Annotated in this window: 23 protein-coding genes; 14 read left to right on the forward strand and 9 right to left on the reverse strand. The window is 73.4% G+C overall.

Annotated elements, in window-relative coordinates; genetic code table 11:
• Positions 1-18: 18 nt before the first annotated feature.
• From hydA to HW130_RS10110, 3 genes are read left to right on the forward strand one after another with little or no spacing between them, the layout of a single operon-like run.
• Positions 19-1422, forward strand: a complete 1404-nt coding sequence (hydA, locus tag HW130_RS10100; RefSeq protein WP_177149121.1) for a dihydropyrimidinase — start codon at positions 19-21, stop codon at positions 1420-1422.
• Between the two features lie 21 nt (positions 1423-1443).
• On the forward strand, positions 1444-2445 hold the full coding sequence (locus HW130_RS10105) for a TIGR03842 family LLM class F420-dependent oxidoreductase (protein WP_177149122.1): 1002 nt from the start codon (positions 1444-1446) through the stop codon (positions 2443-2445).
• Between the two features lie 24 nt (positions 2446-2469).
• Positions 2470-3999, forward strand: a complete 1530-nt coding sequence (locus HW130_RS10110) for an NCS1 family nucleobase:cation symporter-1 (RefSeq protein ID WP_177149123.1) — start codon at positions 2470-2472, stop codon at positions 3997-3999.
• Here the strand turns inward: HW130_RS10110 and HW130_RS10115 are convergent.
• A complete protein-coding gene (locus tag HW130_RS10115; protein WP_309140381.1) occupies positions 3965-4948 on the reverse strand; it encodes a nucleotidyl transferase AbiEii/AbiGii toxin family protein in 984 nt (327 codons plus the stop codon). The two genes, HW130_RS10110 and HW130_RS10115, sit on opposite strands and share 35 nt — an antisense overlap.
• 39 nt (positions 4949-4987) lie before the next feature.
• The gene (locus tag HW130_RS10120; RefSeq protein WP_177149124.1) at positions 4988-5779 is read right to left on the reverse strand and encodes an SDR family oxidoreductase; all 792 of its coding nucleotides are present in this window, start codon (positions 5777-5779) and stop codon (positions 4988-4990) included.
• 55 nt (positions 5780-5834) lie between these two features.
• Here HW130_RS10120 and HW130_RS10125 point away from each other — a divergent pair, with 55 nt between their 5' ends.
• From HW130_RS10125 to HW130_RS10140, 4 genes are all read left to right on the forward strand, one after another.
• Positions 5835-7268, forward strand: a complete 1434-nt coding sequence (locus HW130_RS10125) for an amidase (RefSeq protein ID WP_177149125.1) — start codon at positions 5835-5837, stop codon at positions 7266-7268.
• A 34-nt stretch (positions 7269-7302) separates the two neighbouring features.
• Positions 7303-7914 (forward strand): TetR/AcrR family transcriptional regulator, encoded by a 612-nt coding sequence (locus HW130_RS10130; RefSeq protein ID WP_177149126.1) that lies wholly within the window; start codon positions 7303-7305, stop codon positions 7912-7914.
• A 45-nt stretch (positions 7915-7959) separates the two neighbouring features.
• Positions 7960-8616, forward strand: coding sequence for a M15 family metallopeptidase (locus tag HW130_RS10135; protein WP_177149127.1), 657 nt, complete (start codon positions 7960-7962; stop codon positions 8614-8616).
• A gap of 108 nt (positions 8617-8724) precedes the next feature.
• Complete coding sequence (locus HW130_RS10140) at positions 8725-9543, forward strand: inositol monophosphatase family protein (protein ID WP_177149128.1); 819 nt, start codon at positions 8725-8727, stop codon at positions 9541-9543.
• Between the two features lie 28 nt (positions 9544-9571).
• Here the strand turns inward: HW130_RS10140 and HW130_RS10145 are convergent, their stop codons facing one another.
• Positions 9572-10366 carry a nucleotidyltransferase domain-containing protein gene (locus HW130_RS10145; protein ID WP_177149129.1) on the reverse strand — a complete coding sequence of 265 codons (795 nt, stop codon included), beginning with the start codon at positions 10364-10366 and terminating at the stop codon, positions 9572-9574.
• Between the two features lie 88 nt (positions 10367-10454).
• Between HW130_RS10145 and HW130_RS10150 the strand changes: the two genes are divergently transcribed.
• The gene (locus HW130_RS10150; RefSeq protein ID WP_177149130.1) at positions 10455-11870 is read left to right on the forward strand and encodes an NAD(P)/FAD-dependent oxidoreductase; all 1416 of its coding nucleotides are present in this window, start codon (positions 10455-10457) and stop codon (positions 11868-11870) included.
• Between the two features lie 46 nt (positions 11871-11916).
• The gene (locus HW130_RS10155) at positions 11917-12450 is read left to right on the forward strand and encodes an O-acetyl-ADP-ribose deacetylase (protein ID WP_177149131.1); all 534 of its coding nucleotides are present in this window, start codon (positions 11917-11919) and stop codon (positions 12448-12450) included.
• A gap of 28 nt (positions 12451-12478) precedes the next feature.
• Here the strand turns inward: HW130_RS10155 and HW130_RS10160 are convergent, their stop codons facing one another.
• On the reverse strand, positions 12479-13498 hold the full coding sequence (locus tag HW130_RS10160) for a zinc-dependent alcohol dehydrogenase family protein (RefSeq protein WP_177149132.1): 1020 nt from the start codon (positions 13496-13498) through the stop codon (positions 12479-12481).
• 66 nt (positions 13499-13564) lie between these two features.
• Entirely contained in the window at positions 13565-14716 is a 1152-nt protein-coding gene (locus HW130_RS10165; protein WP_177149133.1) for a hypothetical protein, read from the reverse strand.
• A 266-nt stretch (positions 14717-14982) separates the two neighbouring features.
• On the opposite strand from HW130_RS10165, the gene HW130_RS10170 reads away from it, so the two are divergent.
• Positions 14983-16458, forward strand: a complete 1476-nt coding sequence (locus HW130_RS10170; RefSeq protein ID WP_177149134.1) for an AlkA N-terminal domain-containing protein — start codon at positions 14983-14985, stop codon at positions 16456-16458.
• A gap of 13 nt (positions 16459-16471) precedes the next feature.
• On the forward strand, positions 16472-16966 hold the full coding sequence (locus HW130_RS10175; protein ID WP_177149135.1) for a methylated-DNA--[protein]-cysteine S-methyltransferase: 495 nt from the start codon (positions 16472-16474) through the stop codon (positions 16964-16966).
• Positions 16967-17005: 39 nt separating this feature from the next.
• Here HW130_RS10175 and HW130_RS10180 read toward each other — a convergent pair whose 3' ends face one another.
• The 4 genes from HW130_RS10180 to HW130_RS10195 all read right to left on the reverse strand — a co-directional run bounded on the left by HW130_RS10180 (position 17006) and on the right by HW130_RS10195 (position 20994).
• Positions 17006-17752: a Sir2 family NAD-dependent protein deacetylase gene (locus HW130_RS10180; protein ID WP_177149136.1), complete on the reverse strand. Its 747-nt coding sequence runs from the start codon at positions 17750-17752 to the stop codon at positions 17006-17008.
• An 85-nt stretch (positions 17753-17837) separates the two neighbouring features.
• Positions 17838-18995, reverse strand: a complete 1158-nt coding sequence (locus HW130_RS10185; protein ID WP_177149137.1) for a hypothetical protein — start codon at positions 18993-18995, stop codon at positions 17838-17840.
• Positions 18996-19153: 158 nt separating this feature from the next.
• The gene (locus tag HW130_RS10190) at positions 19154-20362 is read right to left on the reverse strand and encodes a hypothetical protein (protein ID WP_177149138.1); all 1209 of its coding nucleotides are present in this window, start codon (positions 20360-20362) and stop codon (positions 19154-19156) included.
• 137 nt (positions 20363-20499) lie between these two features.
• On the reverse strand, positions 20500-20994 hold the full coding sequence (locus HW130_RS10195) for an NUDIX hydrolase (RefSeq protein ID WP_177149139.1): 495 nt from the start codon (positions 20992-20994) through the stop codon (positions 20500-20502).
• A gap of 185 nt (positions 20995-21179) precedes the next feature.
• Here HW130_RS10195 and HW130_RS10200 point away from each other — a divergent pair, with 185 nt between their 5' ends.
• The 3 genes from HW130_RS10200 (at position 21180) to HW130_RS10210 (ending at position 23547) form a co-directional block, all read left to right on the forward strand.
• Entirely contained in the window at positions 21180-22313 is a 1134-nt protein-coding gene (locus HW130_RS10200) for a glycerate kinase (protein WP_309140383.1), read from the forward strand.
• 280 nt (positions 22314-22593) lie between these two features.
• Positions 22594-23052 (forward strand): SRPBCC family protein, encoded by a 459-nt coding sequence (locus HW130_RS10205; RefSeq protein ID WP_177149140.1) that lies wholly within the window; start codon positions 22594-22596, stop codon positions 23050-23052.
• Positions 23053-23160: 108 nt separating this feature from the next.
• Positions 23161-23547 carry a VOC family protein gene (locus tag HW130_RS10210; RefSeq protein WP_177149141.1) on the forward strand — a complete coding sequence of 129 codons (387 nt, stop codon included), beginning with the start codon at positions 23161-23163 and terminating at the stop codon, positions 23545-23547.
• The last annotated feature ends 33 nt before the right edge of the window (positions 23548-23580 follow it).

Raw genomic sequence — 23580 nt, forward strand, 5'->3', positions numbered from 1 at the left:
TCCACACACGAGGAGACCATGAGCACCCGCACCCTGATCCGCGGCGGTCTCGTCATCACCGCCGCCGACGAGATCTACGCCGACGTCCTGATCGACGACGGCCGCATCGCCGCACTCGCCGCACACGGCACCTCCGCCGCCGATTCCTGGACCGCGGACCGCGTCATCGACGCCACGGGCAAGTACGTCATCCCGGGCGGCGTCGACGCCCACACCCACATGGAGCTGCCGTTCGGCGGCACGTCCGCCTCCGACACCTTCGAGACCGGCACCCGCGCGGCGGCCTGGGGCGGCACCACCACCATCGTCGACTTCGCCGTGCAGTCGGTGGGACGCTCCCTGCGCGAGGGCCTGGACGCCTGGTACGCCAAGGCCGACGGCAACTGCGCCGTGGACTACGCCTTCCACATGATCCTCTCCGACGTCAACGAGTCCTCGCTCAAGGAGATGGACCTGCTGGTCGAGGAGGGCGTGACCTCCTTCAAGCTCTTCATGGCCTATCCGGGCGTCTTCTACAGCGACGACGGACAGATCCTGCGCGCCATGCAGCGCTCGGCGTCCAACGGCGGCCTGATCATGATGCACGCGGAGAACGGCATCGCCATCGACGTCCTCGTGGAGCAGGCGCTCGCCCGAGGCGAGACCGATCCCCGCTACCACGGCGAGGTCCGCAAGGTCCTCCTGGAGGCCGAGGCCACCCACCGGGCCATCCAGCTCGCCCGCGTCGCCGGCGCGCCGCTGTACGTCGTGCACGTGTCGGCCGAGGAGGCCGTCGCCGAACTCGCGGCGGCCCGCGACAAGGGGCTGAACGTCTTCGGCGAGACCTGCCCGCAGTACCTGTTCCTGTCCACCGACAACCTCGCCGAACCGGACTTCGAGGGCGCCAAGTACGTCTGCTCCACCCCGCTGCGGCCCAAGGAGCACCAGGCCGCGCTGTGGCGCGGTCTGCGCACCAACGACCTCCAGGTCGTCTCCACTGACCACTGCCCGTTCTGCTTCAGCGGCCAGAAGGAGCTGGGCCGCGGCGACTTCTCCAAGATCCCCAACGGGCTTCCGGGCGTGGAGAACCGCATGGACCTCCTCCACCAGGCCGTCGTCGACGGCCGCATCAGCCGGCGCCGATGGATCGAGATCGCCTGCGCGACCCCGGCCAGGATGTTCGGCCTCCACCCGAAGAAGGGCACCCTCGCACCCGGCGCCGACGCGGACGTCGTGATCTACGACCCGCACACCGAACAGACGTTGTCCGCCGAGACCCACCACATGAACGTCGACTACTCGGCCTACGAGGGCCGGACCGTCACCGGGCAGGTGGAGACCGTGCTGTCGCGCGGCGAGGTGGTCATCGACCGGCGCGTGTTCACGGGCCGCGCCGGACACGGCGTCTACACCCCGCGCTCCACCTGCCAGTACCTGAACTAGCCAGAACCAGGAGGCCACCTCGTGGACTTCGGACTCGTCCTGCAGACCGACCCGCCCGCGTCCGCCGTCGTCGGGCTGATGCGGCGCGCGGAACGCAACGGCTTCCGCTACGGCTGGACCTTCGACTCCGCGGTCCTGTGGCAGGAGCCGTTCGTCATCTACAGCCGCATCCTCGAGCACACCCAGAAGCTGACCGTGGGCCCCATGGTCACCAACCCCGGCACCCGGACCTGGGAGGTCACCGCCTCCACCTTCGCCACGCTCAACGACATGTACGGCAACCGCACGGTGTGCGGCATCGGCCGGGGCGACTCGGCCATGCGGGTGGCGGGCCGCAAGCCCAACACCCTCGCCCGGCTCGGCGAGGCGATCGGCGTCATCCGCGATCTCGCCGAGGGCCGAGAGGCGGTCGTCGACGGGCAGCCGATCCGCCTGCCCTGGGTGAAGGAGGGCAGGCTGCCGGTGTGGATGGCGGCGTACGGGCCCAAGGCGCTGGCGCTCGCCGGGCAGAAGGCCGACGGGTTCATCCTCCAGCTCGCCGACCTCTACCTCACCGAGTGGATGGTGAAGGCCGTGCGCGCGGCGGCCGCCGGTGCCGGACGCGACCCGTCGTCGATCACCATCTGCGTCGCGGCCCCCGCGTACGTCGGCGACGACCTCGCGCACGCCCGCGACCAGTGCCGCTGGTTCGGCGGCATGGTCGGCAACCACGTCGCCGACCTCGTCTCCCGCTACGGCGAGCACTCCGACATGGTCCCCGAGGTGCTGACCGCCTACATCAAGGAGCGGCACGGCTACGACTACAGCCACCACGGCCGCGCCGGGAACCCGTCCACCGACTTCGTGCCGGACGAGATCGTGGACCGGTTCTGCCTCCTCGGGCCCGCCGAGGCGCACATCGACAAGCTCAAGGCGCTGCGCGATCTGGGCGTGGACCAGTTCGCCGTCTACAACATGCACGACGCGAAGGAAGCGACGATCGACGCCTACGGCGCGCAGATCATCCCCGCACTGACCAGATGAGCATCTGCTGAAGGGCCAGGCCTCATGACCGCGACCGTCCCGCCCGTGCCCCCCACAGGACCCATAGCCGACCCGGCAGGACGTGTCGAACTCCCGCCGGGCGCCCTCCCCGCCGACGGCCGTTTCGTCAACGACGACCTGCTGCCCGTGCCCGTCTCGCGCCGCCGCTGGACCACGTACAACTTCGCGGCCCTGTGGGTCGGCATGGCGCACAACATCCCCTCCTGGCTGCTCGCCTCCGGCCTCGTCGCGCTCGGCATGGACTGGAAGCAGGCCGTTCTCACCATCGCGCTGGCCAACCTCATCGTGCTGGCGCCGATGCTGCTCACCGGGCACGCCGGGCCCAAGTACGGCATTCCCTTCCCGGTGCTCGCCCGTGCCTCGTTCGGGCTGCGCGGCGCCAACCTGCCCGCGATGATCCGGGCCGCCGTCGCGTGCGCCTGGTTCGGCATCCAGACGTGGATCGGCGGCCAGGGCATCTTCGTCCTGCTGGGCAAGCTGTTCGGCGGCTGGGCCGAGGTGGCGAAGGTCGGCGGCCAGCCGTGGACGCTGTGGGTGTGCTTCGTCCTGTTCTGGGTGCTCGAACTGGCCATCATCTACCGGGGGATGGAGGCCCTGCGCCGCTTCGAGAACTGGGCCGCGCCGTTCGTCATCGTCGGCGCGCTGGTGCTGCTGGCATGGATCGCGGCCAAGGCGGGCGGCCTCGGACCGCTGCTCGACCAGCCGTCGAAGCTGGGCTGGGGCGCGGACTTCTGGCCGGTGTTCTTCCCGTCCCTGATGGGCATGATCGCCTTCTGGTCCACACTGTCGCTCAACATCCCCGACTTCACCCGCTTCGGCGCGGGCCAGCGCGCCCAGATCTGGGGCCAGACGCTCGGGCTGCCGACCACGATGACGCTCTTCGCCCTGCTGTCCGTCTTCGTCACCTCCGGTTCGCAGGCCGTGTACGGAGTGGCGGTCTGGGACCCGGTCGCGCTCGCGGGCAGGACGGACAACGTCTTCGGACTGCTCTTCGCGCTGGTGACCGTGCTCGTCGCGACGATCTCGGTGAACATCGCGGCGAACGTCGTCTCACCGGCGTACGACCTGGCGAACCTGGCGCCGCGTTTCGTCAACTTCCGCAGGGGCGCGCTGATCACGGGCGTCGTCGGTGTGCTGATCATGCCGTGGAAGCTGACCGCGACGCCCGAGCTGTACATCTTCACCTGGCTCGGCCTGGTCGGCGGACTGCTCGGCACGGTCGCCGGCATCCTCATCGCGGACTACTGGCTGGTGCGGCGCACCGTCCTCGATCTCCCCGCGCTCTACACGCCGGACGGACGCTACTGGTACACGTCCGGCTGGAACCTGCGCGCGGTCGCCGCCTTCGCGGTCGGCGGCGTGCTCGCGGTCGGCGGCTCCCACTCGGCACCGGGCAAGGGCCCCTTCCCCTCGGAAGGTCTGATCCCGTTCCTGCGGCCGCTCGCGGACTACGGCTGGGCGGTGGGCCTGACGGCGTCGCTGGTGCTGTACATGGCGCTCATGGGGACGCGAGGTTCGCGCACACCGGCGTGAGCGCCGTCGCCAGGCGGTCGCGCCAGCTCGCGAGGTCGCCGGTCACCCGCGGGTACGCGGCGCGGAAGGTGTGCCAGTCGGCCTGCCAGCCGCGCACGGTGTCCGGTGCGAAGCCGTGCGCGTGCTCGCCGAGCACCTTGCGCAGCAGTGGTGCGCGCAGCCGGGTGCGGGGCGACTCGGCCAGCAGCACGGCGTCGTAGAGGTCCTTGGCGCCCGCCACCCCGTCCCCGGCGGCGTCGGTGCACAGCCACAGCAGCTTCCACGCGAGGGACAGCGCGGGGCTCGCGGTCGGCACCGGGGTGGGCGGTCCGCCGTCGCCCCGAGGAACCGCTGTCCACACCGGCGCCTCGGGCAGCACCTCGTCGCTCGCGAAGTCGATGTGGATCTCGCCCCGTTCGCCGCAGCGGCGCCGGAAGGGCACTTTCAGGCGGACGCCGGCGGTCTCGTACTCGCGGTACGTCCAGTTGCCGTCCTCCTCGATGCCGTCGGCGTCGAGGAGGACGCCACCGGCCGCGTGCGGGTCCGCTCGCACGGCCGCCACCAGGTCCTCGTGCGGGGAGGCGGGCTCGTATGCGCACCGCCCCAGCCAGCGCAGTCCCTCCGGCGGCACAGCGGGACGGCTGCCGAAGGTGTCGAACTCTCCTTCGGGACACCACAGTTGGGCGGCGGCCGCGCCGTGCGCGGCCTCGGGCCACTGCTGCACGTCCGCGATCGCGTCGAGGTGGGGGAAGGGCGCGAGAGGGTCCGGGAACGAGTCGGAGGCCGGCTCCAGGGCGATGAAGTCCAGATCGCCGGGCTCCCGGGCCGCGGGTCCCAGCCATGCCGTCAGCGTCATGGAGCCGCGCAGCACCAGACCGCCGCTCCACGGAGCAGTGGCGATCAGACGCAGCGCATGATCGAGGGCCGCGCGACGGGCCTCGCGCACGGTGCACACCTCCCAGGTCGGCACGGGCGGTGCGACCGTAACAGGTGCCGCCGACAGGCCCTCTCAGCGGCGGTCGCGCTGGGCCGCGACCAGCTGCCGCAGCGTCTTCTCGCCGGGTCCGCCGCGCTGGACACGTTCCGCGAAACCGGGAAACTGTCCCGCTATGGCGCTCAGGAGCCTCAATTCGAGCGGAGCGACGTTGATCTCGGCGACGTCGCGTTCCACGGCCCGCATCACGCCGGCCACCACCTGACGCGGTGACACCGTCCGTATGCCCGCCGGGGGCTTCGCGCCCGTCTCGGCGAACATGCCCGCGTCCCGGACGAAGCCCGGCTGGACGACCGAGACCCCGACGCCCGTGCCGTGCAGGTCCTGGCGCAGCCCCAGCGCGAAGCCCCGCAGTCCGAACTTGGTGCCGCTGTACAGCGACGCCGACTTCGTGGCCGCCTTGCCCGATATGGAGCCGATGAACGCCAGATGGCCCCGGCCCGCCGCCACCATGGCGGGGGCGAGCAGGCGGGCGAGCATGGTCGGCGCGTGCAGGTTCACGGCGAAGGCGCGCTCGACCTGCTCGGGGGTGTAGTCGAGGAGATCGCCGCTGGAGGGCAGCGCGGCGTTGGAGATCAGGACGTCCGTGCCGGCGGCTTCGTCGGCCAGGCGGCGCACGTCGTCCGGTTGGGCCAGATCGGCGACGACCGCGCGGGCGCCGTGGCGCTCGGCGAGGGGGCGCAAAGCCTCGGCTCGCCTGCCGCTCACCGTCAACGTGGCCCCGCGGGCCACGAATTCGGCTGCCAGGGCGCCGCCGATTCCGCCGGTGGCGCCGGTGAGCAGAACGCTTGCTCCGGTGATCCGCATCTGGTTACCCTCCAGTTCTGTTCGTTCGAACGAACAATAAGGAGGCGGGGGCAGCGTGTCCACAGACCCGTTCGGCGGACTGGCCGAGCACGCAAGGGCGTTGGCGGCGGGCGAGACCACGTCCGAGGCGCTCGTGACGGGCGCGCTCGCCCGTATCGAGGCCACTCAGGGCACCCTCAACGCCTTCCGTACCGTGCGCGGCGAGGCCGCCGTCGAGGAGGCGCGGGCGGCCGACCGCAGGCTCGCCGCGGGGGAGAGGCTGCCGCTGCTCGGCGTGCCGATCGCGGTCAAGGACGACACCGACGTGGCCGGTGTGCCCACGTTCTTCGGCTGCGCGGGCGACATCCCGCCCGCCGCGGAGGACGGAGAGGCGGTGCGCCGGCTGCGGGCCGCGGGGGCGGTGATCGTCGGCAAGACCAACACGTGCGAGCTGGGCCAGTGGCCGTTCACCGAAGGCCCGGCCTTCGGCGCCGCCCGCAACCCCTGGTCCACCGGCCATACGCCCGGCGGTTCCTCGGGCGGCTCGGCGGCGGCCGTGGCGGCGGGACTGGTGCCCGCGGCGCTCGGCTCCGACGGAGCGGGATCCATCCGCATTCCCGCGGCCTGGACCCATCTCGTGGGCATCAAGCCGCAGCGCGGGCGCGTCTCCGTCCACCCGTACGACGACTGCTTCCAGGGCCTGACCGTCAACGGCCCGCTCGCCAGGACCGTGGCCGACGCCGCCCTGCTGCTCGACGCGGCCGCGGGCGCCCACCCGCGGGAGCGCTTCCGGCCGGCCGCGATCGACGCGTCGGCGGCGGCCCGCCGGCAACCGGGACGACTGCGCATCGCCCTGGCCCTGCGTCCGCCGCTCACCCTCACGGGCGCCCGTGCCCACCCCGAGGTGCGCCGCGCGGTCACCGCGCTCGCCGAGACACTGGCCCGCCTCGGCCACGACGTCGAGGAGGCCCGCCCTCGTTACGGCCTGGTCGGGTTCGCCTTCCTGCCCCGCGCGGCGGCCGGCATCGCCGCGTACGCCGACCGCCACCCCGACCCCGCCCTGCTCGACCCGCGCACCCGGTCGGCGACGCGCTCCGGCCACCGCCTCGGCCGTCTCGTGCCCGCCGCACGCGCCCGCGAGGCCGCGCAGCACCGCAGGATCGGCGCCTTCTTCGGCGGCTTCGACGTGCTGCTCACCCCCACCACGGCCGTCCCGCCGCCACGGGTCGGGGCCTTCGACGGCCTGTCCGCGCAGCGCACCGACATCAAGATCACCGCGGCGTGCCCGTACGCCTGGCCGTGGAACGTGCTCGGCTGGCCCGGGGTGAACGTGCCCGCCGGCCTCACCTCCGCCGGACTGCCCGTCGGCGCCCAACTCCTCGGCCCCGCGGGCAGCGAGGAACGGCTCATCTCCCTCGCCGCCCAACTGGAGGCCGATCAGCGGTGGTACGAGAAGCGTCCGCCCTCGCCGCACGGCCTGGCGGCCGTCGGCGGCACCCCCACCCCGTGATCAGCGGGAGTGCGCCGATGGGACAATGGCGTCCATGTCCACCGCCGCCCGCGCCGTCGCCACCCGGCAGCGCATCATCGAGGCCGTCCTGCACATCATCGGCAGGGACGGGGTCGCGGCGGTCACCAACCGGCGGATAGCCAAGGAGGCCGGGGTCTCGCTCGGCTCGGTGACGTACCACTTCGCCACCCAGCACGACCTGCTGCGGGAGAGCCTGCTGCACTTCGTCCGCGACGAGACCCGGCGCTTCACCGCACTCGCCGACCAGTGCCGCAGCGAGGGCGTCGACATCGCGGGCGCGGCGGCGCTCGCCGGCCGGGTGGCAGGCGGAATCGGCTTCGACAGCGAGCACATCGCCACGTTCGAGCTGTACGTCGAGGCGGGGAGGGACGAGCGGCTGCGGGAGGCGGCGGCCGAGGCGTTCGCCGCGTACGACCGGCTCGCCGCCCAGATCCTGACCGGTCTCGGCGTCCCGGACGCCGAGCGGTACGCGGCGACGACGGTCGCCCTGGTGATGGGCCTGCAACTGCGCCGTCTGGCCACCGGCGGGCCCGCCGAGGACCTGGTCGACGCGTTGCTGCTGCTGGCGCGGGGCGCGGTCGCTCCGAGCGGAAACGGCGTGCCCGTACCGCCCGCCGGGCGCTGACGCCCGCCTGATGCGGGCCGGACACCACGAAATTACCCTGAAAGGGTGCATATCGCTCGCCGATGCGCCGCGCTCGCCCTGGGGCTGGGGCTGGCGCTCGGTCTCCTGCCCGGCCACGCCCCCGCGGCCGACGCGCCCCGGCTCGCGGCGACCGTGCGGGACGTGCCGGGGGAGAAGCTCGGAGCCAGTCACGGGCCCGGCTGCCCGGTGCCGCCGCAGCGATTGCGGCTGATCACCATGAACCACTGGGGCTTCGACGGGCGCGTCCACCGCGGCGAACTGATCGTCCATCAGGACATGGTCCGCCCCGTGCTGCGCGTCTTCCGGGAGATCTTCGACGAACGCTTCCCGATCCGGCGCATGCGCGTCATGGCGGAGTACGACGGGAGCGACGCGCGCGCCATGGCGGACGACAACACCTCGGCCTTCAACTGCCGACGGGTGACGGGCGACGCCGGCCACCTGTCCCGCCACTCCTACGGCGACGCCGTCGACATCAATCCGCTGGAGAACCCGTACGTGGACCGCTCGGGCGCCGTCCACCCGCCGGCCGCCGGCCGCCACCTGGAGCGCGACCCGGCCGCCGAGGGGCTCATCATGCCCGGCGACGCCGTCACCCGCGCCATGGAGAGCGCCGGCTGGCAGTGGGGCGGCCACTGGTCGCCGCCCGACTACCAGCACTTCTCCGCCGACGGCACCTGAGCGGCGCCCCGGGGCGCCCGGCGTGCCGAACCGCGGGGGAACGCGGGGTTACGGGGCGGGGAACCGGCCGCCTCCCGCGATGTCAGCGGGGCGTGGTTGGCTGGTGACATGATGGATGACTTTCTGACCGGTGATCTCTCCGACGTCGAGGAGGCGCTGCGCAAGGCGGCCGCCGCCGAGATCACGCCGCGCTTCCGGCAGCTCGCCGAGCACGAGATCGTCGAGAAGAACGGCCCGCACGACCTCGTCACCGCCGCCGACCGGCTTGCCGAGGCGCATCTGACCGCCTCGCTGACCGCCCTGCTGCCGGGCTCCGTGGTCGTCGGCGAGGAGGCGGTGCACGCGGATCCGGCGGTGTACGAGGCGCTGCACGGCGACGCGCCCGTGTGGATCGTGGACCCCGTCGACGGCACGCGCCAGTTCGTCCACGGCGAGCCCGGCTTCTGCACCCTGGTCGCGCTCGCGCACCGCGGCGAGGTCCTCGCCTCCTGGACGTACGCGCCCGTGGCCGACGAGCTCGCGGTCGCCGTGCGCGGCGGGGGTGCCCGGCTGGGCGGCGAGGTGCTGCGTTCCGGCTCGCCCGCCCCCGGCGCCGTGCTCGAGGTCGCCATGTCGCACCCGGACTACACGACCCCCGAGCAGAAGCGGGCGCTGGTCGGACTCGCGGAGCCCGGGGTGCTGGCGCGCCCGTGCGGATCGGCGGGTCTGGAGTACCTGGACGTCGCCAGGGGCGTCCTGGACGCCGTCGCCTTCTCGTGGGAGTACGCCTGGGACCACGCGGCCGGACTGCTGCTGGTCACCGAGGCGGGCGGCGCCCACCTCACCGTCACCGGCGCACCGTTCCGCATCACGGGCGGCAACAGCCTGCCCTTCACCGCTGCCCGTGACGAGGCGACCGCACGGCGTATACGGGAACTGCTGACCTGACCCGTCCGGCAGCCCCCGGCCGGTGCGGTCAGGTCAGCCGTGACCTGACCTCCCGCACCAGCTCGCCCGCGGACTCCACCGCCGCCGCGTCCAGACCGGCGAGCGCCGCCGACACGCGCGCGGTGAAGTCACCGGGCACACCCGGGAGCGCGGCGGCGGCCGCCAGCGCGCCCTTCTCGTTCAGGCACCACGCGCGGTGATACGCGTGCAGCGACTGCACCAGGACGCCGAACGCCCGGGACAGGCACAGCGAGACGTGCAGCGTGTCACCCGACGCCGCCGACTTGCGCGCCACCGCGACGGAGAACTCCGCCTCCCAGGCGGCCTCCACCAGCGCCGCGCGCAACGGCTCAGGGTACGTCGCCGTCTGCGCCCGGAGCTCCGCCAACTCGCCTGTGGGATCGGCCAGTACGCGGCACAGCGCCACCTCGCCGGCGTAGGCGGGCGACCAGAAGCCCAGGGGATGCCCCGGCTGCGCACCCGTCTCGTAGCGGCCGGCGCGACAGTCCGCCCACACACGCCGCACCCGGTCCAGATCCCGCAGGATCCAGTCCACCGCCGCCCCGTCCACGGTGAGCCAGGCCCCGCCGTCGACCCACGGCCCCCAGCCGCCGGGCCCGGCGACCTCCACCGGCTCACCGGTCAGTTCGGACGCGAGCTCCGCGAGGGCCGCGACATCGGGCTCGCCGCGGTAGTACACGCCCAGGTCCCAGTCGGAGTCCGTCCGGTGGGCGCCGCGTGCCCGGCTGCCGCCGAGCGCCACCGCACGGATCCCGGCAACGGTCGTGAGCCGCCGGGACATCGTCTCGATCGTGGTCTCCATCGGGAGGGAACGGTACCCGTGGCCCCGCTGTCGGCGCCCCGGAATATCCTGGGTCCTCATGGCCGTCGGCTGACAAAGGAGTCCGAAGGTGCCGTCGATGCTCGATGCCGTCGTCGTGGGGGCGGGCCCCAACGGACTGACAGCCGCGGTCGAACTGGCCCGCCGCGGCCTGTCCGTCGCCGTGTTCGAGGCCCTGGACAGCGTGGGCGGCGGTGCGCGCACCGAGGAGCTGACCCTCCCCGGCTTCCGCCACGACCCCTGCTCCGCCGTGCACCCGCTCGGCATCGGATCGCCCGCGTTCGCCGGCATGCCGCTCGCCCGGCACGGCCTGGAGTGGCTGCACCCCGAGCTGCCCCTCGCGCATCCCTTCCCCGACGGCTCGGCCGCGGTCCTCAGCCGCTCGGTCGGCGAGAGCGCCATGTCCCTCGGCGCCGCCGACGCGGGCGCCTACCGCCGCCTGGTCGCGCCGTACCTGGGGCACTGGGACGACCTCGCGGCCGACTTCCTGCGTACGCCCTGGGACGGCCTGCCCCGCGCCCCGTACCGCTTCGCCCGCTTCGGACTGGACGCGATCCAGCCCGCCACCTGGCTCGCCCGCCGCTTCCGGGGCGAGAAGGGCCGGGCGCTGCTCGCCGGGCTGGCGGCGCACGCGATCGCGCCCACGAGCGGGGTCGCCACGGGCGGCATCGCCCTGATGTTCGCGCTGGCCGCGCACGAGGTCGGCTGGCCGGTGCCCCGGGGCGGCTCCCAGGCCATCTCCGACGCCCTCGCCTCCTACCTGCGCGAGCTCGGCGGCACCGTGCACACCGGCGTCGAGGTCAGGCGCCTGGACGAGCTGCCGCCCGCCCGCGCGTACGTCTTCGACACCTCGCCGACCGCGCTCGCCAGGATCGCCGGACTGGGCCACGCGTACTGGCGCTACCGGTACGGCGCCTCCGCGTTCAAGATCGATTACGCGCTGTCCGGCCCGATGCCGTGGACCGCGAAGGAGGCCCGCGCGGCCGGTACCGTGCACATCGGACCGACCGCGGGCGAGATCGACGACGCCCTTCGGCGGGCCGTCGAGGGGCGCGATCCCCGGGCCCCGTTCCTGATCACCGCCCAGCCCAGCCTGATCGACCCCACCCGGGCGCCCGAGGGCCGCCATGTCCTGTGGGCGTACGGCCATGTGCCCGCCGGCTGGGAGGGGGACGCGACGGAGGCCGTCGAGCGGCAGCTGGACCGGTTCGCGCCCGGCTTCCGCGACCTGGTCCTCGCCCGCGCCGTCGCCGGCCCGCCCCAACTGGCCGCCCGCAACGCGAACTACGTCGGCGGTGACATCGCCTGCGGAGCGTTCGCCGGCCTCCAGACCGTGCTGCGCCCCCGGCTGGCCCGCGTCCCGTACGCCACCACGCACCCCGCCGTGTTCCTGTGCTCGTCGGCGACCCCGCCGGGGCCGGGGGTGCACGGCATGTCGGGGCACCACGCGGCGAAGGCCGTCTGGCGGCGACTGCGTCAGCGCTGACGCCGCCTGCCGCCTCCGCCGGGCGCGGGTCGGCATCATGGGGCGCATGACACAGCACGCCCCGGACATCACCCTCGTGCGCGGTGACATCACCGAGCAGCACGCCGACGCCATCGTCAACGCCGCCAACTCCTCGCTGCTCGGCGGAGGCGGCGTCGACGGCGCCATTCACCGCAACGGAGGCCCCGAGATCCTCGCCGCGTGCCGCGCACTGCGCGCGTCCCACTACGGCAAGGGCCTGCCCACCGGCGCCGCCGTCGCGACCACGGCCGGCCGGCTGCACGCGGCCCATGTCATCCACACCGTCGGGCCGGTCTGGTCCCGCCAGGAGGACCGTTCGGCGCAGCTCGCCTCCTGCTACCGCGAATCGCTGCGCGTGGCAGCCGAGTTGGGGGCGCGGACCGTGGCCTTCCCCGCCATCTCCACCGGCGTCTACGGCTGGCCCATGGACGACGGCGCCCGCATCGCCGTCCGCACGGTCCGCGAGGCCGCCACGCCGCCGGTCGCCGAAGTGCGATTCGTGCTCTTCGACGAGGACGCGTACGCCCATTTCCAGGCGGCTCTGGCCGCGGAGCGCTGACGCCGCCGGTCCCGGCCCGGCGTCCGGGTCATGGCGCCATGAGCACGGCCACCCCGGTGATCCGGCCCGTCGCCAGGTCCGACAGGGCACGGTCGGCCTGCCGCAGGGGGTAGCGCGTGACCCGTACCGCGGGCCGCAGCCGCGCCGCTTCGGCGAGGAAGGCGCGGCCGTCCTCGCGCGTGTTGGCGGTGACGCTGCGCACCGTGCGTTCCTGGAAAAGGTGCACGTCGTAGTCCAGCGGGGGGACCGCGCTGAGGTGGATCCCGGCGATCGCGAGTGTGCCGCCGCGGTCCAGTGCCGCCAGCGCCACCGGCACCAGGCCCCCGGCCGGGGCGAACAGGATCGCGGAGTCCAGTGGTTCCGGCGGGTCGCCGGCTCCCGCGGAGGCCGCGCCCAGCTCCCGCGCCAGACGCTGCGCCCGCGCCGACCGGGTGACGACGTGGACCGTGGCGCCCTGGGCCACGGCGAGCTGGGCGGTCAGGTGGGCGGACGCCCCGAAGCCGTAGATTCCGAGCCGGCCGCCGGGCGGCAGCTCCGCCAGGCGCAGGGCGCGGTAGCCGATGATGCCTGCGCACAGCAGCGGTGCGGCGTCCTCGTCACGCCACCCTTCCGGCAGGCGGTAGGTGAACGGGGCGTCCACCAGGATGTGGTCGGCGAATCCGCCGTCGATGTCCCAGCCGGTGTAGCGGGACCCGGGGCACAGGTTCTCCCGCCCGGCGCGGCAGTGACGGCACCGTCCGCAGGTCCCCGCGAGCCAGGCCGCCCCCAGCCGGTCGCCTTCCCGCAGGCCGGTGACACCGGGCCCGGCGGCGACGACCTCGCCGACGACCTCATGGCCCGGTGTGCAACGCGGCCTGCGCGGCGGCAGGTCGCCCTCGGCCAGGTGCAGGTCGGTCCGGCACACCCCGCAGGCGCGTACCCGTAGCAGGAGTCGGTCCGGTCCGGGCTCCGGCGTCGTGCGCTCCAGCCGGCGCAGCGGGGCCGACGCGATCGGACCTGGGGACTCGACCACCCAGGCCGACGTCGCTCCCGGCACCGGGGGTGCCATCCTCGTCCCGCCGCTTCCGTCATGTGTCCGGTACCGGCCCGGCGAGGGGCCGGGCCGGCGGTTCACTCACATACTCCAGCGCAGCACCGCCCCGAGTCCGCCCGCCGGGCCGTGCATACCTTCGGGAACCATGAGGACTTCGCCGCCCGACGCGGCGGCGGAGCGCAGCAGCGCGTCGTCCGCGCGTGCCCGTTCGGGCTTGGCCACACCCATCGCCTGCGCCTGGCCGCGCTGCACCGCGACCTGGTCCACGCCGGGGCCGATCCACACCTCGCGGCCCGCGTCGGCCGCGTCCGGTGTGAGGAGCAGGGTCGCCACCTGGTGCTTGCGCACCGCGTCCACGACGGCGGGCATGCCTTCGGCGGCCTCTCCGGGCCCGGTGTCGACGGCGGCGGTCTCGCGGTGCTCGCCGGGCCTGCCCCGTCCGACACGGAAGCGGTCGAGCGCGCTCTCGAGCCGGTCGCGCGCGAACTTCTCGCACGCCTCGGCGATCTGCCGGTCGAGGAGGCTCGTGGACGCGCCCGGCGACCTGCTGCCGTTCCCGGCCTCGACGGTGACGGCCTGGACCCGCTCGGGGAGCCGGTTGAAGACGGCCCTGCGCTCGCGGGGATCGCCGGTCAGGACGATGAGTTCGGTGTTGCTCTCGGACAGCCTGCGGGCGAGTTCGCGGGCGATGATGTCGGCGGTCTCGTTCCAGCTGTTCTCGACTTTGTTCCGGTAGTGCCACTCGTACCGGTCCGCGGGAATGCTGCGGTGCCCGCGGCCCTGCCACTCCTTGCCGTTCGCCTGGCCCAGGGCCTCGCGGTGGTGTGCGTCGCGCAGCTCGAGATCGGCGCCCATGCGGTCGATGTACGCGACCAGGCACGCCGGCCGGTCACCCCGCAGGTCCGCGAGCGGCGCGACGTGGGGCAGGATCGACCACGTCGCCGGAATGCCGGCCGGCGGCACCGAGAGCGGGGTGTCGAGCACGACCTCCGCGCCCGCGGCGAACAGGGCCCGTCCGGGCGGTGCGCCGGAGACTGGCTCGTGGGCGAGCTTGTCCATGACGGCCCTGACGGTGTACGCGTCGGCACCGGCCTCGATGAGCTGGGAGGCGACGGCGCGCTCGCGGAGCTGCTGCACCTTCTGTGCGTCCTCGGTCGCACGCGTGGTCTCGATGTAGACGGAAGCCCATGGGCCTGGCCGGGCGAAGAGCGGTTTGAGGAAGCCGAGTTCCATGATTACCCCCAGGCAATCGTGGATGGTGAATACCACCAGATTATGCCGGTATAGCGCCTGTGGAGCGCGTGGCGACCAATGACGTGACGACGCCGTGAGTGCCCCCGTTCGGCCGTCCGAAACGGGCGGCAGGGATACGGTGACCGCACGCGTCCACCCGGATGCCGCTCGTGGCCGCCCAGGCTCTCGGACCAGTGCCGGCAGTGCGGCGTTGATGTCGGATTTCCGCCAGCCCCCGGGTGTCGGCGTGCCCGATGCTTGACCCCATGCACACCGACACCGAGCGCTGCGTACGCGCCGTCCGGTCCAAGGACGGGCGGTTCGACGGATGGTTCTTCACCGCCGTCCTGACCACACGGATCTACTGCCGTCCCAGCTGCCCGGCCGTGCCGCCGAAGGCCGAGAACATGACCTTCTACCCGAGCGCCGCCGCCTGCCAGCAGGCAGGGTTCCGCGCCTGCAAGCGCTGCCGGCCCGACACCAGCCCGGGCTCGCCCGCCTGGAACGCCCGTGCCGACACCGTGGCCCGCGCCATGCGGCTCATCGGCGACGGGGTCGTCGACCGCGAGGGCGTGCCCGGGCTCGCCGCCCGGCTCGGGTACTCCACGCGCCAGATCGAGCGCCAGCTCCTCGCCGAGCTGGGCGCCGGGCCGCTCGCTCTCGCCCGTGCCCAGCGCGCCCAGACCGCCCGGCTGCTCGTCGAGACGACGTCCCTGCCCATGGCCGAGGTCGCCTTCGCCGCCGGGTTCTCCTCCATCCGCACGTTCAACGACACCGTCCGGGAGGTCTTCGCCCTCGCGCCCGGCGACCTGCGCACCCGTGCGTCGGGCCGCCGCTCCGCGCCGCCCGCCACGCCCGGGGTGATCGCGCTCAGGCTGCCGTACCGCGCGCCGCTCAACCCCGGCAACCTGTTCGGGCACCTCGTCGCCACCGGCGTCCCCGGCGTCGAGGAGTGGCGGGACGGCGCCTACCGGCGCACCCTGTCCCTCCCGTACGGGCACGGCATCGTGGCGCTCACGCCGCGGCCCGACCACATCGCGTGCCGGCTCTCCCTCACCGACCTGCGCGACCTCACCATCGCCATCAGCCGCTGCCGGTGGATGCTCGACCTCGACGCCGACCCCGTCGCCGTGGACGACCGGCTGCGCGCCGACCCCGAGCTCGCCCCGCTGGTCGACAAGGCCCCCGGCAGGCGCGTGCCGCGCACCGTCGACGCGGCCGAGTTCGCCGTGCGCGCGGTGCTGGGCCAGCAGGTCTCCACCGCCGCCGCCCGCACCCACGCGGGCCGGCTGGTCACGGCGCACGGTGTGCCGGTCGAGGACCCCGAAGGCGGGCTCACCCACCTCTTCCCGGCCCCCGACGCCCTCGCGGCGCTCGACCCCGAGGCCCTCGCCCTGCCGCGCAGCCGGCGCACCACCCTGACCACACTCGTCGCCGCGCTCGCCGACGGCTCGCTGCGGCTCGACCCGGGCAGCGACTGGGACCGGGCCCGCGCACAGCTCGCCGGGCTGCCCGGCTTCGGCCCCTGGACCGTCGAGGTGATCGCCATGCGCGCGCTCGGCGACCCCGACGCCTTCCTGCCCACCGACCTCGGGATGCGCCGCGCCGCCGCCGGACTCGGCCTGCCCGCCACGCCGGCCGCCCTCACGGCACGCGCCGCGGCCTGGCGGCCCTGGCGGGCGTACGCGGTCCAGTACCTCTGGGCCTCGGACGACCACCCCATCAACCACCTCCCCGCGTAAGGAAGTCCGGAGCATGACCAGGCAGCACACCGTCGTCGACAGCCCCTACGGCCCGCTCACGCTCGTCGCCACCGACGGCGTGCTCAGCGGGCTCTACATGACCGGTCAGCGGCACCGCCCGGGGGAGGAGACCTTCGGCGTACCCGACGAGGCGCCGTTCGGCGCGGCCGTCGAGCAGCTGGCCGCGTACTTCGCCCGCGAACTCACCGTCTTCGACCTGCCGGTGCACTGCGACGGCACACCGTTCCAGCGCAGTGTCTGGGACCAGCTGCGGCGCATCCCCTACGGCGAGACCCGCACCTACGGCGAACTCGCCGAGATCCTCGGCAACAAGGCAGCCTCTCGCGCGGTCGGTCTCGCCAACGGCAGGAACCCGATCGGGATCATCGTCCCGTGTCACCGGGTGATCGGCTCGTCCGGCAGCCTGGTCGGCTACGGCGGCGGGCTCGACCGCAAGAAGCGCCTGCTCGCCTTCGAGCACGGCACGCCGGACGACGCGCTGTTCTAGGAGCGCGTTCCAGGAGCGCGCTGCCCGGTCGGCCCGCCCTCAGGACGCCAGGTGCTCCGGCGGCTGGGCCGCCAGGCGGTCGAGCAGCGCCGGAAGCGCCGTGCCGATCGGCTCGCGCACGATCTCGTCGGCCAGTTCGTCGTACGGCGTCGGCTCCGCGTTCACCACGATCAGCCGTGCCCCGTGCTCGACCGCGATCCCCGCCAGGGACGCGGCGGGCTGCACCTTCAGCGTGGTGCCGACGGCGACGAACACCTCGCACGCCTTGGCGATGGCCATCGCCTGGCCCAGCACCTCCGGGTCGAGCCGCTGGCCGAACATCACGGTCGCCGACTTGAGGATCCCGCCGCACGCGAGGCACGCCGGATCCTCCTCGCCCGCCTCCACGCGGGCCAGCGCGTCGGCCATCGGCGAGCGCACATGGCAGCGTGTGCACGTCACCGTGCGCGCGGTGCCGTGCAGTTCGAGCACCTTGCGGTCGGGCATGCCGCCGAGCTGGTGCAGTCCGTCCACGTTCTGGGTGATCACCCGGACGGCGACCCCGGGCCGGCGGTCGAGCTCGGCGACGGCGCGATGCGCGGCGTTCGGCTCGGCGCGCCAGGTCGCGCTCTCGCGGCGCATGATCCAGGAGCGGCGCCGGATGTCGGGGTCGGACATGTAGTAGTCGTACGTGACGAGCTTCTCGGCCTCCGGATCCCGCCGCCACAGGCCCTGCGGGCCGCGGTAGTCGGGGATGCCGGAATCGGTGGAGATACCGGCGCCGCTGAGGATCGCGACGAGTGTCATACGAACGAGCGTACGCAGCCCGGCGGGCCGGCGGCGACCGATTTGGCCGCCGCCGGCCCGCCCGACTGCCGCTCCGCGGCGGTCCCTAGGGGGTGACCTTGGCGAACGGCGTCGGTGTCAGACCCGTCCAGCGTTGCTGGACCGCCTTGCCCGACTCCTTCACCACATCGCCGTCCGGGACCCTCGCCGTCTCGGCCAGGTAGAAGCGCCCGTCGTCGAGCGAGACCAGACCGTACTGCCCCGTCGACTGCCAGCCGTAGGTGCCCGAGGGTTCGTGGTGCAGTCCCTCACGCAGCAGGGGCAGCAGCCGCCCGGTCTCCGGCTCCTGCTGGCCGCGGATCTCGCCCCATCGGGGTCTGCCGTCGCCGTCGACGACGAACAGCGAGTAGTTGGGAAAGCCGGGCTTGGAGCCCTTGTACGCGGCCATCAGCCAGTTGCCGCTGTGCCCGTCGTACTCCAGGTTCTGCACGCCGTACCTGGTGTTGCCGGTGTAGAGGAAGAACTTGCCGTCCGTGCGCGCCGGGCCGCTGCGGTGCGGCGCCGACTCGGTCAGCGGCCGCTCGTACTTGCGCCACTGGCGTACGTCGTACTGGAGCAGGACCTGGTGGTCGTTGTCCTGGCGCGTCGTGTTGGCGTACACGCCGTAGGCGATGGTCAGCTTCTGCGGCCCGTTCTTCCTGCCGAACACCGGGCCGAAGGCGACCCCGTCGATGCCGCTGCACCCGTAGCGGTGGTCGGCCGTCGCGCCCGTGTTGCCGTCGAAGACGCCGTCGCCGTTCATGTCGGCGGTGTAGTCCTCCACGACCTCCCTCAGGTGGACCGTGGTGACGACCCCGCTCGTCTCCGCGTCCATGTTCATCCGGTCGATGCGGTCGCCGTCCACGATCGCGATGTAGAACGCCTCGGCCGCCTTGTACTCCAGCGAGCCGTAGACGCGCCCGTCCGCCGTGTTGAAGTCCAGGTCGCCCAGATGGCCGGTGAACCCGGTCACGGATCCGACCGGCCTGCCCTGCAGGTCCGTCTTGACCAGCAGGTTCGTGAACGAGAAGTACATGAACCCCTTCTGCCGGTCCAGCGCCATGCCCTGCAGGTGCCCCGCCTGCCAGGCGCCGCCGTCCACCGTGAGGGGTGGCTCGGCCGCCTCGGGGGGCGGGCCGGCGGCGGTCGCGGGGGTGGTGATGCCGATCGTCGCGGCGGCCACGAAGGCGGCGGCCGTCAGCAAACCGTACGCGTGCCTGTGCATGATCCCTCCGGTGTCCTCGAAGTCCGGATGGTGCCCAGCGGGGGTGTGCGCGCCGTACCGGACGGCGCGCACACCCGTAAGCGGCATACCCAGATGTACTGATGCTCTGTCAACGGAAGGCGGCGGAGGCGTCATCGGGGACCGGCGCGCGGCGGCCGTCAGCCGGTTGCCGCACCGGAGCCGGTGAGCGGGGCGAACGGCAGGGGAGTGCGGCCGGTCCAGCGGTGCAGCAGCGCCTTCCCCGTCTGGGTGGCGGTGCCGCCGCGCGCCTTCGCCGACTCGCCGACGTAGAAGCGGCCGTCGTCGAGGGAGACCAAGCCGAACTGCCCCGGCGCGTGCCAGCCGTACGTCCCCGAGGGCGCGTGGTGCTCCCCCTGCGGAAGGAGCGACAGCAGCATGCCCCGCTCCGGCCGCCGCTGGCCGCGGACGCCGCCCTCGACGGGCGGCCTGCCCGCGTCGACGGCGAAGAGCCCGTAGTTGGGGAACTGGCGTTTGGCGCCCCTGTACACGGCCATCAGCCAGATGCCGCTGTGCCCGTCGTACTCCAGGTTCTGCACGCCGTACGTCGTGTTGCCGGTGTACACGAAGTACTTGCCGTCGTGCCCGGCGGGCCCGCTGCGGTGCGGACGTGACTCGTTCAGCGGGCGCTCGTACCGCCTCCAGTCCCGTACGTCGTACTGGAGCAGGACCTGGTGGTCGTTGTCGCGCCGCGCGGTGTCGGTGTACACGCCGTAGGCGACGGTCAGCATCTGGGGGCCGCCCGTCGTCCCGAAGGCGGGGCCGAAGGCGACGCCGTCGATGCCGGCGTTCCCGTACCGGTGGTCGGCGGTGTGGCCGGTGTCGCCGTCGAAGACGCCGTCGCCGTCCATGTCCGCGGTGAAGTCGCGGGCGACCTCCCCGAGGTGGACGGTGGTCAGGACCCCGCTGGTCCGGGCGTCCATGTTCATGCGCGTGATGCGCCTGCCGTCGAAGACGGCGATGTAGAACGCCGCGTCCCTGCCGTACTCCAGCGAGCCGTAGACGCGGCCGTCCGCCGTGTCGAAGTCGAGGTCGCCCAGGTGGCCGCCGATGCCACGGACCGACCCGAGCGGCCGGCCGCTCAGGTCGGTCTTGACGAGCATGTCGGTGAAGGAGAAGTACAGGTGGCGCCGGGCCCGGTCGAGCGCCATGCCCTGGAGATGGCCGGAGCGCCAGGAGCCGCCGTCGACCGCGAGGGGCAGCGGTCGCGCAGGCAGCTGGGGAGTCCTGGCCGCGGTCTGCGGGGGTCGTGCGGGGATCTCGTGCGGGGTGGCGGCGGGGGCCGCGCCGGCGATGGTCAGCGCCAGAGCGGCGAGGGCGGTGATCCAGCCGCGCAGTTGCGTGAGCATGGTCCCTCCGGAGTCCTGGGGATCCGGAGGCTGCCCGGTGGGTGTGCACGGGCCTGGGCGGCGCGGACAACGCGCCGTGAACGCCCGTCTACGGTACGGCGGTCACCGGCATTCGGCACAAAACGCCCATCGTGGGGTCACGGCTTCGGCGGCAGTCCGTTCTCCAGCTCGACCGCCCCCGTGCCGGACGCCAGCGCCTCGAGCGACGCCTCGACCCGCAGGCACAGCGAGCCGAGCAGGTAGTGGGACAGGTCCTCGCGTCCCACCAGTCGCCAGGACAGCAGCTCGTCCTCCTGGAGCCTGATCGCCTCGAACTGAGCGTCGGTCAGCACGCCGCCGTCGTACACGTACGCGGCGATCGGCGGCCGCCCCTCGCCCGGTACCCAGTCCACCGTGAGCAGCGCGCCCAGCTCGAGATCGAGACCGATCTCCTCCAGCGTCTCCCGGCGCGCGGCCTGCCGGGGCGTCTCGCCGAGGTCCGACTCCACGGTGCCGCCGGGCAGCGCCCAGCCCTTGCGGTAGTTGGGCTCGACGAGCAGCACCCGCCCCTCGGCGTCCCGCAACAGTGCGGCGGCTCCGGCGAGGATGCGGGGGAGGGAGGCGATGTAGGCGGCGTAGTCGGAGGTCGTCACGGCAGGCAGCGTAGGTCATCCGCCTCCTGCCGCGGCGGGTGCGCCATGCCCCGGTGGCGCCGCATATGGAGGAAACACCCACGTGTCCGCCCTGACGCCGTCCGATGCCGGGGTAGCAGGGCGCCCGAGGGTGCGGATAGGGTCGGGGACGGCGCGACTGCCTGTTCGACAGCAAGGGATACACGGTGAGGGACGGAGCAGTTTCTCAGCCTGCGCGGGTGCTCGTCGCAGCTGACAAGTTCAAGGGCTCGCTCACAGCGGTGCAGGTCGCCGAGCGGGTGACGACCGGGCTGCGGCGGATCGTCCCGGACCTGGAGGTCGACACCCTGCCCGTCGCCGACGGCGGCGACGGCACGGTCGCCGCGGCGGTGGCGGCGGGGTTCGAACGCCGTGAGGTACGGGTGACCGGGCCGCTCGGCGACCCCGTGACCGCGGCGTACGCCCTGAAGGACGGCACCGCGGTCGTGGAGATGGCCGAGGCGTCGGGCCTCCAGCACCTCCCGGCCGGCGTCTTCGCACCGCTCAGCGCCACGACGTACGGCTCCGGGGAACTGCTGCGCGCCGCGCTCGACGCGGGCGCGCGCACGATCGTCTTCGGCGTCGGCGGCAGCGCGACCACGGACGGCGGGGCCGGGATGCTGGCCGCGCTCGGCGCCCGCTTCCTGGACGCGGACGGCAAGCCCGTGCCGCCGGGGGGCGGCGGCCTGAGCGCGCTCGCGACGGCGGATCTGTCGGGCCTGGACGCCCGTTTCGATGACGTCGACCTGATCCTCGCCAGCGACGTCGACAACCCGCTGACCGGACCGAAGGGCGCGCCCGCGGTCTACGGCCCGCAGAAGGGCGCGACGCCGGACGACGTGGCCGCCCTCGACGAGGCACTCGCCCACTACGCGTCCGTCCTCGGCCCCGACCTGGCCGACGCGCCCGGCGCGGGCGCGGCGGGCGGCATCGGCTACGGCGCGCTGGTCGCGCTCCGTGCCCGCTTCCGGCCGGGCATCGAGGTCATGCTGGACGTGCTGGGCTTCGCGCAGGCGCTGGAGCGGGCGACGCTGGTCATCACCGGCGAGGGCTCGCTGGACGAGCAGACGCTGCACGGCAAGGCCCCGGCGGGCGTGGCCTCGGCGGCCCGCGCGCAGGGCATCGAGGTGGTCGCGGTCTGCGGCCGCCTGGCCCTCCCGCCGGAGGCCCTGGGCCGCGCGGGCATCCGCCGCGCCTACGCCCTGACCGCCCTGGAACCGGACCCGGCGATGTGCATGGCCCACGCGGGCCCGCTGCTGGAACAGGCGGCGGAGTCGATCGCCCGCGACTTCCTCACCTGACGGGACGCCCCAGGGCGCGGCGGCTTCGGGCCGCGCCGCTGCGGCCACCGCCCGCGAGGCCCCGGCCCCGCCCCCCTGGCCCGCGCCGCCCGGGGGCGGGGCGTCTTTTTTTTGTGGAGCCCCCGCAGCGATGGGCCTCGACCGTCCGCCGCCACGCACGCGGTACGTGCGGATTCCCCCGTGCAGGAAGGCGGCCACTGGGTACCCGCCACATGGCACGACGTGCACAGCCTGCGCGGGCAGACCCCGCCCCGCGGCAGATCCAGGAGGAGGCGCGGAAATGAGCACGGTGAAGGAGACCGTCGAGGTCGAGGTCCCCGTCAGCACCGCCTACAACCAGTGGACGATGTTCGAGGAGTTCCCGAACTTCATGGAAGGCGTGGAGGCGGTCACCCAGGTCGACGACCGCCACAACCACTGGACCACCAGGATCGGAGGAGTACAGCGGGAATTCGACACCGAGATCGTCGACCAGCTCCCCGACGAACGCATCGCCTGGCGGACCATCAGCGGCGACACCAAGCAGAAGGGCATGGTGAGCTTCCAGCGCCTGGACGACACGCACACACGGGTGGAACTCGTGATGGACGTCGAGCCCGGCGGCATGGCCGAGAAGGCCGCTGACATGACGGGAATGATCGACCGGCGCGTCAAGGGCGACATGCGACGCTTCAAGGAGTACATCGAGCACCAGGGCGGCGAGAGCGGAGCCTGGCGCGGCCGCATCAAGCCCGGGTGACGCCGGTCCCGGAGCGGCTCACACCGCCCGATGGCCGATCCTCACCGGCAGCGGGGAACCGAGGCCGAATCGCCGGCCCCGGTTCCCCGCTCCCGATACGCTCTGTGCATGGTGCATGTACTGGGCAGCAGGATGCTGCTGAGCCCCACCGATCCGCAGCGCTCGCGCGACTTCTACGGCCGCGCTCTCGGGCTGGCGGTCTACCGCGAATTCGGGACCGGCCCCGAGCGGGGAACGGTGTACTTCCTCGGCGGCGGGTTCCTCGAACTCTCGGGCCGCTCCGACACCCCGCCCTCGCCGGCCGTGCGGCTGTGGCTGCAGGTGCCCGACGTGCGGGCCGCCCACGACGAACTGCTGGAGCGGGGCGTCGAGGTGCTCAGAGCGCCGCAGAAGGAGCCGTGGGGGCTGATCGAGATGTGGATCGCCGACCCGGACGGCGTGCGGATCGCGGTGGTCGAAGTGCCCGAGGACCATCCCCTGCGCCATCGCCCGTGACCCACCCCGAAACGCCGAGGGCCCGGAAGCGAA

The organism is Streptomyces sp. PKU-EA00015 (assembly GCF_013387495.1).
Lineage (GTDB): Bacteria > Actinomycetota > Actinomycetes > Streptomycetales > Streptomycetaceae > Streptomyces.